A 16,083-nucleotide genomic window follows, 5' to 3' on the forward strand; every position below is an offset into this window, starting at 1 on the left:
GCTGAATAGCGTCTCATCTTCCATTCGCTGCCCGCCCTCCATCTTTACACTAATCGGTTCGGGTGACGCGACAACTAGCCTGACATGGAGGGCCGCAAAGAAAGTAAGGGAAGAAAGCGGGCTTCACACCGCAAGCCTGTAGGTGTCCATCTCTGTGTGTACCCGGAGTGGTCCGAAGACAAGATTGTTCCCTCGCGTCACCCTCGCTCGTGACAAGGCGCTCATCCATCCCACTCCGCACTGTGTGCGTCGTGGATGGGTTTTCCTGGGAACCCGATGCGCTGGTGCAGGCTACGAACGAAGTCGATTGTGCGCTGCCAGATATCTCCGCACAACGATATTGCAAAGCAGGACGACAGCGCCCACGAACAGAATGGACACTATGAGAAAAAGCAATATGGCGAGCGTTTCGATGTCATCCGTGTTCGCCAGCTCCTCATGTCCCGTGACCTTCAAAACGGCTCGGATAGCCACGTCCAGAAAGTCAGGCATGTTGTACGGCCAGAACTCGATCACATGACTAAGAAACCAGCCTCCAATGAGCGTAATCGTCACGTTGGCAAACGCAATCAATCCTTTTGCGCAGAATCGTTTCATCGCACTTCGACAATTCCATATGCCATCGCCGAGCTGCCGGGCACCGGCATGTCAGGTTTCCGGGAACGAAGATATCTCGCGAGCTGGTCAAAACGTGCCGGACTCACTACGGTAATGCAGCCCTCGCTCAAACGCATTCGACCCATCGGATGCAACCTGAAATTCCCGCGCTTGTGGCCATTGATGATAGTCGTATCGCCGGTTAGAGGGTTCCATAGCGCAAACCATTTCGTTCTGTCGGTCGTACCGAAACCATATTCATCCCAGAGGTCGTAGAGCATGCCGAGATGCCCCCCGGATTCACGATCAATCAGATAATACGTCCCTTTGGGAATGGCACCCACGTCTTCCTCGTCGGTGTTGTTCGGATTGTCGCGCCCTTGGCCATGGCCGGAAAACGCTTCTATCTGCCCGATGCCGGCACAGTACAGGTAGGAGGTTTTCCGGTTGTTCAATTCGAATGTGCATCTGATTGGCATTTGCCCGGTCCCCTCGTTTTAGTATTGATTCCACTCGTCCGAGAAAACCAGGTTTCCGTCCAGGTACGACCAGGTGATTTTTCCGTATCGCAGGCCGACCGTTTCGACGTGATTTTGTGTAGCCGTGGCCGAGTCCTTGATGTTGGCTACGCGCGGCATGATGCACGTCACCTTGACGTCTGCCATCGTGATACGGAAGTATTCCCGCTCCAGTCCGCTTTCGTCGATTCGATACCATTTCAAGGTCGCCGAACGCAACGTTGCGCCTTTAGCCGCTGCCCGGTACAACAGCGGCGTTGACCGATCAATTTCCTTTTCCACGACCATCGCATCATGCGACCTGACTCCTATTAGCTTGCCTGTACTGGCGTCGGCGGGGATATGAATCCCGTGAGAAAAACTCAGAACCTCGATGCTGCCATCGCGTCCCGATACGGCGCTTGATCCTCTGATATCCGATCCGTCCTGGTCGGTAAGCCACAGGTGCAAAGGAATAGCCATAAGTCGGAAGTCTCCAGGTTAGAAAATAAATTCGCGCCGCGTAGAAACGCAGCGCGCATTCGAACCTAGCAGCGTCCCGACTTCCGGACGTTGAAATTTGTCAAAGCACCTTAGTCTGTCAGGCAAATCGGCGTATGCCGAACAGCAAGGCCGGCAAGCCGAATCTCGCTCCCGTAACCGTGTGAATTTGCCTCTGCTGACCCACGTCAATGAGCCCGTTGCCTGGCAGTGCAAAAATAGTCGCTCCAGAAGACGCAAGCCTTCTTCACCTTACAAGGAGCGCCACATGTTTCCCGAGTACCGCGATCTGATCTCCCGCCTCAAGACCGAAGACGCTCACTTCTCCCGGCTGTTCCAGCGCCACAACGAACTGGATCATCAGATCCACAACATGGAGACAGGCGTCACCCCTGCAGATAGCGTCACGATCGACACCCTCAAACGAGAAAAGCTCCTGTTGAAAGACCGGCTTTACGCGGTGCTGAAGAAGGCCGACGCAGAGGTCTAACCAGAACACGCCGCCCTGCTCCACACAGCGCAGGGCACGCGCGAGCGCTTGCGCACCCGTCGGACTCATGTTCAACACGGAGATCAACGCATTGACATCCCAGCAGGAAAAACTCCCTCACCGCTCGCCGGAGAATCAACCGTCTGTCAGGCGTACCTCGCAGGGTGACGTGATGGCCGGCCATACGTCGCTCGCAGCCGAACGCAACGACACCGTCCGCTCAGTGCAGGCAGCCAACGAACTGATCGCAAACGGCATTCAGCACGCGCTGTCTGCGAACGCCGGACAAGACGCCGCTACGCTGATCGACACGCTCCGCACGTTGATGGATGGCCTCTCACCCGATGAAGCCGCCGCCCTGCGCAGTGCGTTGCTCGAAGGCAACCCCGCGGTCTGGCATGCCGCTCACGCGCGCCACCCCGACGACGAGTTGTCGCCAGCCCTGCGCGAAGGCGGCTATCCGTACCGCAATCTCATGTCACGGCGCGCCTATGAGAAGCAAAAGTACCGTTTGCAGGTTGAATTGCTCAAACTGCAGGCCTGGGTACGCGAGACAGGCCAACGCGTCGTGATCCTGTTCGAAGGACGCGATGCCGCCGGCAAAGGCGGCACAATCAAACGTTTCATGGAGCATCTGAATCCGCGCGGGGCGCGCGTGGTCGCGCTCGAGAAACCCAGTGATTCAGAGCGCGGTCAATGGTATTTTCAGCGCTATGTGCAGCATCTGCCCACGGCCGGTGAAATCGTCCTGTTCGACCGCTCCTGGTACAACCGCGCCGGTGTGGAACGCGTGATGGAATTCTGCACGCCGTACGAATATGACGACTTCATCGAGCAGGTGCCAGAATTCGAGCGGCATCTCGCCCGTAGCGGTACCCACATCATCAAGTTCTGGTTCTCAGTGAGTCGTGAGGAGCAGCGCCGCCGCTTCAAGGAGCGTGAAGTGCACCCGCTCAAACAATGGAAGCTGAGCCCGGTGGATCTGGCCTCGCTCGACAAATGGGACGAGTACACCCAAGCCAAGGAGGCCATGTTCGCGCATACCGATACCGCAGAGGCGCCGTGGACCGTGATCCGCTCCGATTGCAAGAAGCGCGCGCGCCTTAACGCGATGCGATATGTGCTCCACAAGCTGCCCTATGCGAACCGCGATCTGGCGATGATCGGTGCGATCGATCCGCTGCTGGTCGGACGCGCCATGTAGGGCAGCGATGGGCGCGGGCAGGCGTTTGACGTCAACGGCCCGCACGCTCGCAGGCTCAATTATTCGCCCTCGCCAGCTCTCGCTTCGTCTGAGCGAAGATCAGCGAGCCACAGTGAACCTCGCCCGACGCGATCGCCGCGGAGCCCGTCGCGGGCAATATCAGATCAGACAAGAGCCCTGCCACCGCTTCCGGCGAGCCGCCCAATAGCGTCAAGGCCAACGATTCGACCGTAATCGCCCCCCAGCGCCACCGTCGTCACGACACGGATTGTCGCCGCACGGTATAGCGCCGCCAGATGCTGATCGGGCAAAAAGCTAAGCAACTTCACATTGCCATCGAGTTCGGCCTCGTTGATGCGCGTCGGCAGTTCCTCTTGCAGCGGTCCATCGCCCGGAATCAGCAACAGCACGTCAGGCAGGCGCTGCCTTAGCAGCTTCACCTCATGGATCAGATTCTCCGCCCCTTCCGTGGTACCAGACGCCGGGCCGCCAGCACGATTGGCCGGCAGCCGGGCAGTTCCGAAATTCTCGTCACCTCTTGCAGCAAATCACGGGTAATGCGTCGACTTCCCTTACGCTACCGGTATATCACCTCTCACATAAACCGGCGCTGTCTGCTGGTTCCCCCTTTTCTAAATGATTAAGCTTTCGTTACGAGTGTTACATGTGTTGTGCATGTTGCCACTCGTTAGAAAGACTTATCGCGAGAGAACAAGGGAGATGTAAAGATGAACGATGAGAACGCGAAAACCGGCCGGGGTGGTTTTCAACACGCGATCACCAGAACAGGCCCAGTCTGGTCGAAGCTATCCCACGTCGAATCGTTGCCAGCGCTATTGGTATCACGCTTTCGGTCGCGCTTGCCGCATGCGGTGGCGGCAGCACCGGCGGCACGACCTCTGGAGCTATACCAACCGCACAAAGCATGGCGGAGGTGGCGACAGCGGCAAGTGCCGCAAGTTCTACTAGCGTTTCGCTCGCAACCTCGTTGAAGATGCATACGAGCAGTATTGCCCCCGACACGCAGACCAGCCGGTTTATCATCAAGTATAAAACTGGAACTGCGGAACGTGGATCAACGATCGCCGTACAGGCAAAACTCGATAGGCTGGCCAGCGCGCTCCCTGCGAGGGCGCACCATTCACGACGGCTGGTGCTCGGCGCTGATGTGGTCACGACCGAACGCGCGCTAAACGCGAGAGATGCGAAGGCATTCATGCGTGCGATAGCATCGGACCCGAACGTGGAGTACGTTGAACCTGACACACCGATGTCCATCGATTCAGTACCTAACGACCCCGACTACAGCGATCAATGGGGCTTTTTTCAACTCAAGACCCAGGACAGACTGCTGTGGGCATCCGCGCGGAGAATGCATGGAACATTGCTACAGGGGCGGGCATATCAATCGGACTTGTTGACAACGGTGTAACGAGCCATAGCGACCTGAACGCGAATGTTCTGCCGGGTGGTTTTGACTTTACATTTCTTCCTGGGCCTGGGGATGGCACGAACCCTGGCCGCACAGTCGAAGGAAACTGCGCGATATCGTTTCACGGCACTCACGTTGCGGGCATCATGGCCGCGCTGACCAATAACGGCATCGGAATCGCTGGCGTTGCGCCGTCCGCCAAAGTGCTTTCGGTTCGCGCGTTGAGTGCCTGTGGCGCCGGCTCAGTTTCCAGTATTGTGGAAGCAATGGTATGGGCCGCGGGTGGAACGGTTGCAGGAATGGCGGACAATCCTCGCCCTGTAAAGCTTACTAACGCTAGCCTTAGCGGTGCTGGACAGTGTTCGCAGACGTATCAGGACGCAATTGACTATGTGAATAGATTGGGCGCGATTGTTATTGTGGCCGCCGGCAACGATAGTGGCGATGCATCAAATCATCAGCCAGCCAACTGCCATGGTGTTATCAACGTGGGTAATAGCCAGCGCGACGGCTCGCGAAATCCTTCGTCTAACTATGGGCCTATGGTGGATATTGCCGCGCCCGGCACCGATATATTATCCACCTACAACGATGGAACGTCCGCACTGGGTAACGAGAGTTACGCGTATATGACCGGAACGTCAATGGCCACGCCGATGGTTACCGGCGTAATCGCGCTCGCGCAGTCCGTCGCGCCGACGCCACTGAGCGTTGCTGAAATGCGGACTCTGCTTCAGCAGAACGCCCAGCCCTTTCCGAAAACACCTGACCAGCCTATCGGTGCGGGAATCGTCGATGCAACCGCGACGGTTGCCGCTGCGAAATCCGGGAAAATTCCCGTGGCTGCGGATTTTACGTGTAGCGAATGGACAAATAGCATGACAGTAACCTGTACGGACCTGTCTACGGCAAGGAGCGGCGTACCTATCAAGACATGGGTATGGAACCTCGACACCGGATACGCCCCTGTCCCCGTGAGTCAAACGGTCAATCCGTACGCCAGCTATGAATACCCGGGCGTTCGCCAAGTCAGTCTGACAGTCACCGATGCCAACGGTGCGACGAGTACCCTTTCGCGTCCGATTATGGTCGCGCCGCCGTCCGTTACCTCTATCTCGAACAATTACAATGCAGTGGTGTCAGGGGATGTCTACGTTGAGCAATACTACGAACTGGATGTTCCCGCCGGAGCAACTAACTTGACCGCTAGTCTAACGCCGTCGACCTCCTCGGAAGGCGCATGGTTATATATCAAGGCCGGATCACCGACCGATATGCATGCCGATTGTCAAAAAGGTATGGCGAATGGCAATGCTGCGACGTGCTCAATCGACAATCCAGCGTCAGGGCCTTACTACGTGATTGTTAACCCTCAATCGCGAATTACGCACAGCCCTCACGGCGTCCTACAAGTAATCCAAAACCTGACAATCAAGGCTGAAATTGCGCCCCTCTGTTGCCATTGCGGCGCGCAGGGGTGTAACTTCTCGCGCGAGCTAAGTAAGGTATCTCAGAAATGTCTACCCCCCACGTCAGTGATCCCGACATAAAAGACGGCAGCACCCAGATAGCTCACGCTAACGCCTGGGCGCTTGCCCCATCTAACCTGCAAGTTGGGCTTGACCTCGTTGCTGCACTGGCTAAGACCAAGCACACCGCACAGCTTGACGAAGTGGTTAGACAGATCAGAACGCAGCACGCTGCCGACGCCGAGGCATTGGAGGCACTGTGTCTCGCGCTGTATAGAATCGACCACTTTAGCGTGATGCTAGGTGTTGCCCGGCAGGGACTCGCCATCGATCCGCAACGGGCCATGCTCCACCTCTACGCGGCACATGCCCTGAGCGTACGTGGCAGCAACGTTGAAGCGATGATTCACAGCAGGGAAACGGCCCGACTTCTGCCGAACGACCCGGTGATGCAGTATCAGCTTGGGTGTCTTGAACTAAGCAATGGGGAGTTCAAGAATGGCTGGACGCGCCACAATCAGTTCTACACGCTGCCGGTACAGCTAAACTCATTGGTCTTTCCGAACTTCCCTTTGTGGAATGGCGAGCGCGTTACCGGACGGAAGTTCCTGCTTGTGGGCGAACAGGGACGCGGCGACGAAATCCAGTTCATCCGGTTCGCTGAATGGTTGAACCAACGGGGCGCAATCGTCGATGTACTGGTCAGCCAGCCCATTGCGAGAATTGCGACCAGCATGACCGGCGTACGGTCGGTATTTACAGAGCTGCCCGCCGGGCCCTATGACTACTGGAGCCACATGCTACGGATGCCAGAGCATATGAAACTCGACCTGCCAATGCTGCCCATTGCTATGCCGTACCTCGCGTCAGAGCCCGAGAGGCTCGACTTATGGCAAGTCCGCATCGATTTTATTTCGCCAGAAGCGACTCATAAAAAGAGCCGCCGTATCGCCGTCGTGTGGGCCGGCGGGCCAAATCATGCGCTCGACCGATTCAGGTCAATCCAGCTCGACGCGCTCATGCCCCTGTTTGCCATGCCGAACACGACCTGGTTTTCGCTGCAAAAGGGAGACCGTGAGCGCGACAGCGAAGCCATCGCGGAGGAATTTGATTTGCACACGCTCGGACCAACTATCGAAGACTTCGCCGATACGCTCGCCATCCTTGAAACGCTCGACCTGCTCATCACTGTTGACACGTCCGTCGCACATCTGGCAGGAGCAGCTAGTCTCCCCGTGTGGGTCCTTCTGCCGGCTTATACCGAGTGGCGATGGCTAAAAGATCGCGCCGATAGCCCGTGGTATCCATCGATGCGCCTTTTCCGCCAACGCGAGTTAGGTCAGTGGGGGCCAGTTATCGAAGAAGTGCGGGAGGCGTTGCGGGAATGGCTTGACGCGCCAGTGGATCCGCATTGCGTGCCGTGGCGGTAGGTTGTCCCAACCGGACGCTCGCGGCACAATCTGCCTTGGCCGCCCTGCCCCAGACTGCGAGCCTCCGCGACGGCCAGCTCAGTGAACCTCGCCCGACGCGATCGCTTCGCTATACACGGCCGCCACCCGCTTCGCGATCACCGAGTTATCGAAGTTGGCCCGCGCGTAAGCCCGGCATGCTTCGGCATCGGGCAACTTCAATGAACCGTCGAGCGCTGCACGCAAGCCATCCGCGATCGCTGCTGCACCGGTCGCGGGCAACACCAGATCGGGCGATAGCCCTGCCACCGCCTCCGGCAAGCCGCCCACCGGCGTCACCAGCACCGGCGTACCCGAGGCCAGCGATTCCACCGTAATCAGACCAAACCCTTCGAGCGCCACCGTCGGCACGACACTGATCGTCGCCGCACGGTACAGTGCCGCCAGGTGCTGATCGGGCACGAAGCCGAGCAGCTTCACGTTGTCGTCGAGTCCGGCCTCGTTGATACGCGTCTGCAGTTCCTCCTGCAGCCGCCCCTTGCCCGCGATCAGCAACAGCACGTCAGGCACGCGCTGCTTGAGCACCTTCACCGCATCGATCAGATCCTCCAGCCCCATGCGTCGCACCAGACGCCGCACCGCCAGTACGATCGGGCGGCCTTGCGGCAATTGCAGCTTGAGACGCGCTTCGGCCGGCGTGATCGGCAAGTTGAACTGATCGACATTCACGCAGCCCGGTACCACACGGACCCGCTCCGGTGAGATGCCGTAGCGCGACGTGAGGATCTTGCCGAACGCGTCGGACAGCACGATCAGCCGTGATGAGCGCGCATACACCGACTGTTCCAGATAACGCTTCGCGCGCTGGCCGAACGAATCAGCGCCTTCCACGTGGCTTTCGTCCGCCCACGGCCCCTGGAAATGCGAGACTTGCGGGATGCCGCGCGTGACATCAAGACCCGGAAACGTGTAGAGCGCAAAATGCGAGGAAATCACATCGGGCCGCTGCCGCGTGACCTCGCGGCGCAGCGCACGGCGGGCCGCCATCAAGCGCAGCGGCAACGATTGCGCCGCCGAGCCGAAGCCCTGGATCGCGCCGCCCGTATCCTCCGCCACGCGCGGCGAGCCCGCCACCACGCCGCGCACCGCCACCCCGGCGCCCGGCAATGCGCCAACCAGCGAGTAGTACATGCGGTCGAGGCCGCCTGCACGCTCCGGGAACCAGTGCATGCCGATTTGCAACGATTTGATTGAGCCCGTGTTCATGACCGTGTCCCTTGTGTGGCGTGAAAGTTCGTGTGGGGCCGTGGGTGCGTTCATTCGGCCCCCTTGTATTCGATGCTCGTGTATCCGGCACCGGTCAGTTTGATTCCCCGGGATTCGGTCCCTTTACGGCCGGTCAGCACGTTGGCGGCGAGCGGCTCGGCGTCGGCCGCGGCGCTGGCGCGCTGACGGTCTTCCTGTTGCCCGGCCAGTTGCCGGTACAGCGCGATGTACTGCGCCGCCATGCGTGCCCAGCCAAAGCCGGTGGCGAGTTCGTTGGCGGCGATGCCCATGGCGCGGCGCGCTTCGTCGGATTCGGCCAGTTGGGCAATCGCGCCGGCGAGCGCTTTGGGATCGTCCGGATCGTCGAGCACAATCCCGCATTCGGGCGTGATGATCTCCGCGCCGCCCGCCGTGCGCGCGGTCACCACCGGCAAACCTGCCGCCATCGCTTCGAGCAGCGACAGACTCATCGCCTCGTAGCGCGACGGAAACACAAAGGCATCGACTGAGTGCATCAGCACCGGCATTTCCTTCACCAGCCCGAGAAAATGCACGCGATTGGCGATGCCGAGCGAGCGCGCCTGCTCCGGATAAGGACTGCCAGGCAGATACCCTGCCACCGCGATATGCACGTGGTCGGGCAGATGGCGCAACGCTTCCAGCACCGTGCCGAGATTCTTGCGCGGCGTGCGCAGGTCGCCCACAAACAGCAACAGGAACGCCTCGGCAGGCAAATTGAATTTCGCGCGATCGCCCTGCGCGGCAGCGAAGCCTCGCGTATCGACGCCGTTATAGATCACGTCGACACGATTGTTCGGCGTGAGACCGATTGCGCGAATCTCGTCGGCCACCTTCTGCGAGACCGCGGTAATGACCCGTGAGCGGCGATACGCCCAGCGCTCGAGCGATGCATTCACGCGGGTATAGACGAACTGGTAGGCCGACCATAGACCCTTGGTCAGCCCGAACGGATAGTACTTGCTGCCGAACCAGCCCCTATGCACGAAGTGCGCGGTGTTCACGTCGGCCGGCATCCACGTGATGAAGCCGTTCACGTGCAGCACGTCGTACTCGCTGCGATGCGTGCGCAGCCAGAGCGCGCTTTTCAGCGCGAATACCTGCTGGCGCAACAGGTTGGTCGGCCACCAGCGGCCGATTTTCATCGGCACCCAGCGCACCTTCGGATGCGCAAGCAGGTCGGGTGCCACGTGCGAGGCGACGAGCGTCACCGCAATATTCTCGTCGAGGGCCGCACGTGCGATCTCGTGGTTCACGCGTCCCTGGCCGTCGTTATGGCGCACCACATGCGTGACAATGGCGACTCTCAATCAGATGCCTCCGTGCAGAATGAGCTCCCGACGGCGCTGCTGCTTTTGCCAGTGCGTCGCGGAGAGGATCGAAAAAAGACTCATGAAAAGCAGTAGTCCACCTGTTCCGACCAGCGAATTGGTGAACACCAGCATCGCGAAGATCGCGAGGCCAAGACTTAACGAAGCAGAGACGAATTTATCGTCGCGCATCTTGAACGAGGCCAGCACCGCCCGCACCAGCAGCCAGAGAATGCCGGAGAGGTACAGCAGTGTGCCGGGCCAGCCGAGCACGAACGGGATATTCATCACGCCACTGTCGAAGTTGCCGTACTGGCCGAGCTGGCCGCCGTCGTTCGACAGCTTCGTGGAGGTGCCGGTCGCGCCCATGCCTTCGCCGGAGACGTCGGTGAACGCGGTTTTCGCGAAGGTCGCGTAGAACTCGTTACGTGCGGCGTAACTCTGGTCGTCCTTGAGATTGACGATACTGTTCAGACGCGTCTGCATCCGGTCGGCCACCGGACCCACCGCCAGCAGCGGCACGCACAGGCCGGCCAGCAGGAGCCCGCTGGCGATAATGCGGAGCCGCACGCGGTTATTCGATTTGACCAGTTGAATGAGCAATGCCACGACCCAACCGCCCCACGTCGAACGCACGAGGCTCAGGCCAAACGCAAAGAAACCCAGCGCGGCGGCGATCCAGCGCACCCGGTGGTTCGCCGCCATCACGTAGACCATCGCACCCATCATGGCGAACGCAAACGGGCCCGACGAATTCATCGTGCTGAACACGCGCACACCCATTGGCACCGGATCGCCTTGCGAATTCATCTGCGAGCCGAGCATCCATAGCGCGTCCCACTGCGGCATGATGGCAAACTGCACGAGGCCATAGGCGCCCATCACCAGCATTCCCCAGATGAAGGTGTTGATGATGGTGTCGCGATACGTCGGATAGTCGCGCGTATTCGCCATGATGTGAAAGCCGATCAGGATCGGGTAGAGCCAGTTGGCGAGGTCGTAGGTGGCCGCGAGCGGTCCGCTCGAGACGACGCCGACCATAAACGCGTAAGCCAGTCCCGCCAGAATCAGCAGCACCGGTAAGCCGCGCCGTTGGCCGAGCACCGGGTAGTGGCGAATCAGCGAGAGGCCGCTGATCATCGTGACCGCCAGCGGCGCGACCTGGATCAGACTGGTCGGCGTGAAGGCGCCCTTCGACCAGTCGGCGAGGCGCCGCACCTCAGGGCTCAGGAACCACAGCCACCACATGAAACCTACGTAGCGTGCGGGCCTTTTGAAGTACAGCCACAGTCCCGTCAGCGTGGCGAGCACCGGAAAGGCGAGCGTGAGCACCGTGCCCTGGTGCGCGCCGATCAGGAGCGCCGTGACAAGCCACAGCAAGGCGGGCGGCCCCCATTCCATCGGGTCGCTCTTGAGGCGGCGGACGGCGCCGCTCGCGGCGGCACGCGCGATCGTTGACATCGGTTAGAGACCCCCGCGAGACTGGCTTTGGACATTGACCGGCGCGAGCCGCTCGTCCGCCGGACGGCCATGCGGTGCGGCGCGCCGGCGCAGCAACTCTTCAGTGATGCGCACGTGCTGCAGCGCGAACTGGCGCGTGGTCAGGTCGCGCGACAGCAGTTGTTCGGCGGCGGCCTGCGCCTGGCGCAAGCCTTCGGCGGGCGACGCGGCCAGCCGGTCGACCGCCTCGCGCATTGCCTTGGGGTCAAACGGCGGCACATAAGCCGCCGCCCGGTACGAGAAATAGTCGTTGAGCGTGCCCACATTGGTGACCACCATCGGCTTGCCGAGCGCCGCGGCCTCGAGCATCACCGTAATGCCGGAAGCGTGCGAGTTCGGCCGCAACGGCACCAGTACGATGTCGGCCCAGTCGTACAGTTCGCGGGCTTTCTTCAGCCCCGCAGCGGGCGCAATTTCAACATTCGGGGCGCGCAGCTTCGCGGGGATCCGGCGCCGTGTCGCAAGCCTGACGTTGTAGCGGGAATCGTTGCCGAACGCCTCGATGAGCGTCTCCCAGTCGCGATCGCGGTCGTTGCCGATCGCGGCGATCCGCACCGGCGTATGGGGCTGCCACTCGTGCGGCACCTTGACCGGAAAATCGATGGTGTTCAGGCCGTAGAACACATGCGTCGCCTTGCGCCCGAGGTAACGCTCGCACAGTTCGGCGTTCTCGCTTGCCAGCGTGGTCAGCACGTCGGCGCGCGCAATCAGCTTGCGATACAGCCAGCGCCGCAGCATCCCATAGCTGGGCCACTTGTCGAGCAGCCACACGCTTTGCGCGAGCAGCAGCGGCGGCGCCGTGCGGCGGCCGCTCAACAACAGTACCAGCGCGACCGATAGATACTCGTGCTCGGTATGCGTCCAGATCACGTCCGAGCGCAGGATCTCGTCGCGATTGCGCAGCGTATGGATCAGATCGAAACCCAGCACGGCCTTCAATGCCCGGCGCACCAGCCGTACGGGGGCATTTTCGCGTGCGTCCTGCGAATAGGTCAGCGCGAATTCTTCGGACTCCGCATGGTGATAGCCGTACAGGCAGCCGATGTTATCGCCCTTGCGATAAAAGCGTGGATCGGCACCGTAAAACAGATGAACGTGGACTTTCGTACTCATTCAGGCACTCCGGTCAGCGGGGTGACGCGGTTTGAGAGGAGATCGGCGCGCTGGGCCCGATGCGGCGTCGCGCAGTGTGCTTGCATCACGGAGCCGGCGCGCATTACGAGGCCGCCGCGCGACGTGCTTCGTGCGCACCCGTGCGCACCGCGCGCCAGCGCGAGAGCCGCGTGCGGCCCTGCTTCGAGGCCAGCGCGAGAACTACGTGCGCGAAGCCCGGATAGACGCGCGTGCCGACCAGCGCATACCACCACCAGGCGGCCTCGCGCCGCAGCGGCGGCAGATGGTCGCGCAAAATCAGGTGCAGGTTGTAGGCCGCGTTGCGCACCGCCATCATGGTCTGCGCATCGCGGCGGTCGTCGTCGAAGCGCTCGGCCGGGTAATGATCGACCGCCACACGCGGGTCGTAGACGAGCTTCCAGCCGGCGTCCTTCACGCTCATGCTGAAAGCCATGTCGTTATGGACCTGGGCACCCGCTCCGCGCAGCCGTGCGTCGAAGCGGATATGGCAGACCGCCTCGCGGCGGTAGCTCATGTTGGCGCCCTTGAGCAGATCGACTTCGCGTGCACCGCCTACGCCCAGGTGGTGATTGCCGATGATCTTGCCGGACGGCCGGACCTTGCCCACCAATGGCCGTTCGCCGTCCAGCACGCGGCCCTTCTCGTGCACCCAGTCACGTCCACCGAGGGCGCCCAGACGCGCGTCGCTCCTAAACGCGGCAGCGATTCGCTCGACCCAATCGGGGTGCGGCGCGGCATCGTCGTCGGTAATTGCAATCACGTCGCCGTTGGCCGCGTCGAGGCCGCGGTTGAGCGCGGCGACCTGCCCCGACACCTCGACCAGCGCAACCGAGAGCGGCAGTGCGCCGACGACCGCCGGATCGCGCAGGCAGACGTGCGTCGCGGTGTCGTCGGGACGCGCCACGACGACCACTTCATCCGGAGCGCGCAACTGCTGTTGCAACGCGGCGAGGCAGCGCGCCAGATCGCTCGGGCGGCGAAAAGTGGGGACCAGTACGGTTACTTTCATCGCGTCATGCTCCTTATCGGGATTCCTCACGCACTCAGGTACTCCTGCACCGCGGCATAGCTGCGGTCGTAGCCGCCGCGGGCGCGTTGCGGCATGGCATTGAAGATGCCGCCCTGCACATGCACGCCCGCCGCTTTCAGGCGCTTCAATGAATCGGCGATTTCGCCCTCGCTATGCACGCCCGACCGGATCACGAAGAAGGTCGAGCCCGCGTAGCCGCCGATAATCGACGCGTCGGTCACGGCTAGCACCGGCGGCGTATCGATCAGGACGACGTCATAACGTTTGGCGAGACCCTCGAGATATTGCGGCAGGCGCGGCGACATCAGCAGCTCCGAGGGATTCGGCGGACGCCGGCCGCAGGAGATGAAGCTCAGGCCGTCGACGCTGGTGGAGCGAATCGCCTCTTCCAGCGAGATCTGGCCGCTCAGCAGTTCGGAAAGACCGTTGTCCTGCGCGCCACCGACATACCGCTCGAGCGCGCCGCGCCGCATATCGCCGTCGATCATCAGCACGCGCTTGCCGGAATGCGCGAGCAGCACCGCGAGATTGACGGTCAGGAAGCTCTTCCCCACGCCGGGCATCGGGCCTGTCAGCATGACGATGCGGTTGCGCGCGTCCATCATCGTGAACTGCATCGAGGTGCGCAGACTGCGCAGGCTTTCGATGCAAACGTCCTTCGGCTTCGCGTCGGCCAGCACCGAACGCAGGCGGTTGCCGCCGCGCTCGAATGTGTTCTCGAGCACCGCCTGCTCGGCGGAGAGCGGTACGAGCCCATAGATCGGCAGATGGAACATGCGCTCCACGCGTTCCGGGTCGTCGATGCCCTTCAACATGTTACGGCGCAGGAACACGAAGCCGGTGCCGACAATCAGGCCGAGAATCACCGCAGCCGAGAGGATCAGCACCTTCTTGGGCTTGACCGGCGTACCCGGACGCAATGCCTCGTCGACCATGTGCACGTTGCCGCCCGTGCCCACGCGCTGCACCGAGAGCTCCTGGACGCGATTGAGCAGCAGCACGTAGATGTCTTCGGCCACCTTGGCATCACGCTGCAACTGCACGGCCTTCACTTCCGTGGCAGGCAGATCGCGGAAGCGGTCGCTGTATTTGTCGCGCTGTGCTTCGAGTTCGGCCATCTGTTCGCGCGAGGCTTTGATCAGCGGATGTTCGTCGCCGTAGCGCTCCTGAAGAGAGGCGATCTGCAGGCGCAGGGCGGAAATCTGCTGTTCGTACGTGACGCTGCCCTCCAGATAGACCTTCGCTTCGTCACTCGCGTTGATCGAGCCGGACTGGCGCTGATACGCGGTGAGTGCGGCTTCCGCACGTTCGAGGTCACTTTTCAGACGCGGCTCCTCGCTCTTGAGGAAATCGAGCATCTTGGTCGCGTCGGTCTGCTTGGCGGCGATGTGCTGGCGCAGATACGACTCGGCGAGTGCGTTGGCGACCAGCGCGGCATGCGCCGGGTCCTTGTCTTCCAGCGAGATCTCGATCACGCCGGTCTGCTTGCCTTGCTCCTCGACCTTGATCGCGGACTGAAACGCGGTAATCGCGTCGAGGTCGTTGGCACGCATCACAGTGAACTGCGTGCCTGGACGGGCGACCAGCTTGTTGACCAGAATCGTCACGCCACCGCCCTGCTCGGTCTGCCCCGTCACGCCGCGCAAGAGCAGCGTGCCGTCAGGCGCGCGCAGTTCGTACTGCGTATCGGACAGCGCGGTCAGCACCATCTTCTTGCCTTCGAGCGCCGGCACGACTTCGACGGTGTCGACATCAGCCAGCTCACCGCCCCACGCATAGCTCTTGAGACCCAGCCACGGACGGGACGGCACGCCGGGCGTGGCGAGGCGCGCGGCGAGACTGCCGAGCAGCGGAATCGTCTTCGGTTCGACCGAGAAGTTCAGCTTGCACTGCTGAACCACGGGCCCGACGACGCCCCGGCTTTTGATGATCTCGATCTCGGCATCGGTGGGCAGCGACGTCTGCGGGGTGGAAATCACCGCGCCCGTCTGCGTCTGCGTGAGGGCCTGTGAGGTGTTGTCGGACTCCTCTACCCGTACGTACGCATCGGCCGAATAAATCGGCTTCGCGACGAAGCAGTAGAGTGCGGCCATCGCGACGATCGTCACCGCAATGGCAATCAGCCACCAGATGTCGTCGAGAATCACCTGCAGCAGTTGACCGAGGACGACGTCCTCTTCTTCGGTCCTGGCCGGCATGGCCATATGAGGATTTACTTGAGTGCTC

At 61.3% G+C, this 16,083-nt stretch carries 13 protein-coding genes and 1 pseudogene; 4 read left to right on the forward strand and 10 right to left on the reverse strand.

Annotated elements, in window-relative coordinates; genetic code table 11:
- Positions 1–291: 291 nt before the first annotated feature.
- From P3T40_RS35150 to P3T40_RS35160, 3 genes are read right to left on the reverse strand one after another with little or no spacing between them, the layout of a single operon-like run.
- Entirely contained in the window at positions 292–597 is a 306-nt protein-coding gene (locus tag P3T40_RS35150) for a hypothetical protein (protein WP_429272312.1), read from the reverse strand.
- Positions 594–1,076 carry a DUF2778 domain-containing protein gene (locus tag P3T40_RS35155; RefSeq protein ID WP_429272313.1) on the reverse strand — a complete coding sequence of 161 codons (483 nt, stop codon included), beginning with the start codon at positions 1,074–1,076 and terminating at the stop codon, positions 594–596. Before P3T40_RS35155 ends, P3T40_RS35150 begins: the two co-directional genes overlap by 4 nt.
- 18 nt (positions 1,077–1,094) lie before the next feature.
- Positions 1,095–1,577, reverse strand: a complete 483-nt coding sequence (locus P3T40_RS35160) for an Hcp family type VI secretion system effector (RefSeq protein ID WP_429272314.1) — start codon at positions 1,575–1,577, stop codon at positions 1,095–1,097.
- Positions 1,578–1,863: 286 nt separating this feature from the next.
- On the opposite strand from P3T40_RS35160, the gene P3T40_RS35165 reads away from it, so the two are divergent.
- Both P3T40_RS35165 and ppk2 read left to right on the forward strand, forming a co-directional pair.
- Positions 1,864–2,085, forward strand: coding sequence for a YdcH family protein (locus P3T40_RS35165; RefSeq protein WP_429272315.1), 222 nt, complete (start codon positions 1,864–1,866; stop codon positions 2,083–2,085).
- A gap of 172 nt (positions 2,086–2,257) precedes the next feature.
- Positions 2,258–3,289: a polyphosphate kinase 2 gene (gene ppk2, locus P3T40_RS35170; protein ID WP_429272391.1), complete on the forward strand. Its 1,032-nt coding sequence runs from the start codon at positions 2,258–2,260 to the stop codon at positions 3,287–3,289.
- A gap of 121 nt (positions 3,290–3,410) precedes the next feature.
- Here the strand turns inward: ppk2 and P3T40_RS35175 are convergent.
- Positions 3,411–3,809, reverse strand: a pseudogene (locus tag P3T40_RS35175) (glycosyltransferase); the annotation flags it as partial.
- A 794-nt stretch (positions 3,810–4,603) separates the two neighbouring features.
- Here P3T40_RS35175 and P3T40_RS35180 point away from each other — a divergent pair.
- Together P3T40_RS35180 and P3T40_RS35185 are read left to right on the forward strand one after the other, a co-directional pair.
- The gene (locus P3T40_RS35180) at positions 4,604–6,271 is read left to right on the forward strand and encodes a S8 family serine peptidase (RefSeq protein WP_429272316.1); all 1,668 of its coding nucleotides are present in this window, start codon (positions 4,604–4,606) and stop codon (positions 6,269–6,271) included.
- Positions 6,238–7,620 carry a hypothetical protein gene (locus P3T40_RS35185; protein ID WP_429272317.1) on the forward strand — a complete coding sequence of 461 codons (1,383 nt, stop codon included), beginning with the start codon at positions 6,238–6,240 and terminating at the stop codon, positions 7,618–7,620. The genes P3T40_RS35180 and P3T40_RS35185 overlap by 34 nt, the downstream gene beginning before the upstream one ends.
- Positions 7,621–7,698: 78 nt before the next feature.
- Here the strand turns inward: P3T40_RS35185 and P3T40_RS35190 are convergent, their stop codons facing one another.
- The 6 genes from P3T40_RS35190 to P3T40_RS35215 form a co-directional block, all read right to left on the reverse strand.
- Positions 7,699–8,865: a glycosyltransferase family 4 protein gene (locus P3T40_RS35190; protein ID WP_429272318.1), complete on the reverse strand. Its 1,167-nt coding sequence runs from the start codon at positions 8,863–8,865 to the stop codon at positions 7,699–7,701.
- Between the two features lie 50 nt (positions 8,866–8,915).
- Positions 8,916–10,193 carry a glycosyltransferase family 4 protein gene (locus tag P3T40_RS35195; protein WP_429272319.1) on the reverse strand — a complete coding sequence of 426 codons (1,278 nt, stop codon included), beginning with the start codon at positions 10,191–10,193 and terminating at the stop codon, positions 8,916–8,918.
- Positions 10,194–11,654: a glucose-6-phosphate isomerase gene (locus tag P3T40_RS35200; protein ID WP_429272320.1), complete on the reverse strand. Its 1,461-nt coding sequence runs from the start codon at positions 11,652–11,654 to the stop codon at positions 10,194–10,196.
- A 3-nt stretch (positions 11,655–11,657) separates the two neighbouring features.
- Positions 11,658–12,806, reverse strand: a complete 1,149-nt coding sequence (locus P3T40_RS35205) for a glycosyltransferase family 4 protein (protein ID WP_429272321.1) — start codon at positions 12,804–12,806, stop codon at positions 11,658–11,660.
- Between the two features lie 103 nt (positions 12,807–12,909).
- Positions 12,910–13,836 carry a glycosyltransferase family 2 protein gene (locus P3T40_RS35210; protein ID WP_429272322.1) on the reverse strand — a complete coding sequence of 309 codons (927 nt, stop codon included), beginning with the start codon at positions 13,834–13,836 and terminating at the stop codon, positions 12,910–12,912.
- A 26-nt stretch (positions 13,837–13,862) separates the two neighbouring features.
- The gene (locus P3T40_RS35215) at positions 13,863–16,061 is read right to left on the reverse strand and encodes a polysaccharide biosynthesis tyrosine autokinase (RefSeq protein ID WP_429272392.1); all 2,199 of its coding nucleotides are present in this window, start codon (positions 16,059–16,061) and stop codon (positions 13,863–13,865) included.
- Between the last annotated feature and the right edge of the window lie 22 nt (positions 16,062–16,083).

It is taken from the genome of Paraburkholderia sp. EB58 (assembly GCF_050436665.1).
Lineage (GTDB): Bacteria > Pseudomonadota > Gammaproteobacteria > Burkholderiales > Burkholderiaceae > Paraburkholderia.

Coding starts and splice junctions, on each gene's coding strand:
- P3T40_RS35215 (WP_429272392.1), bottom strand. CDS start 16,061: ATGGCCATGCCGGCCAGGACCGAAGAAGAGGACGTCGTCCTCGGTCAA.
- P3T40_RS35155 (WP_429272313.1), bottom strand. CDS start 1,076: ATGCCAATCAGATGCACATTCGAATTGAACAACCGGAAAACCTCCTAC.
- P3T40_RS35185 (WP_429272317.1), top strand. CDS start 6,238: ATGTCTACCCCCCACGTCAGTGATCCCGACATAAAAGACGGCAGCACC.
- P3T40_RS35200 (WP_429272320.1), bottom strand. CDS start 11,654: ATGTCAACGATCGCGCGTGCCGCCGCGAGCGGCGCCGTCCGCCGCCTC.
- P3T40_RS35150 (WP_429272312.1), bottom strand. CDS start 597: ATGAAACGATTCTGCGCAAAAGGATTGATTGCGTTTGCCAACGTGACG.
- P3T40_RS35165 (WP_429272315.1), top strand. CDS start 1,864: ATGTTTCCCGAGTACCGCGATCTGATCTCCCGCCTCAAGACCGAAGAC.
- P3T40_RS35190 (WP_429272318.1), bottom strand. CDS start 8,865: ATGAACACGGGCTCAATCAAATCGTTGCAAATCGGCATGCACTGGTTC.
- P3T40_RS35160 (WP_429272314.1), bottom strand. CDS start 1,577: ATGGCTATTCCTTTGCACCTGTGGCTTACCGACCAGGACGGATCGGAT.
- ppk2 (WP_429272391.1), top strand. CDS start 2,258: ATGGCCGGCCATACGTCGCTCGCAGCCGAACGCAACGACACCGTCCGC.
- P3T40_RS35180 (WP_429272316.1), top strand. CDS start 4,604: ATGGGGCTTTTTTCAACTCAAGACCCAGGACAGACTGCTGTGGGCATC.
- P3T40_RS35210 (WP_429272322.1), bottom strand. CDS start 13,836: ATGAAAGTAACCGTACTGGTCCCCACTTTTCGCCGCCCGAGCGATCTG.
- P3T40_RS35205 (WP_429272321.1), bottom strand. CDS start 12,806: ATGAGTACGAAAGTCCACGTTCATCTGTTTTACGGTGCCGATCCACGC.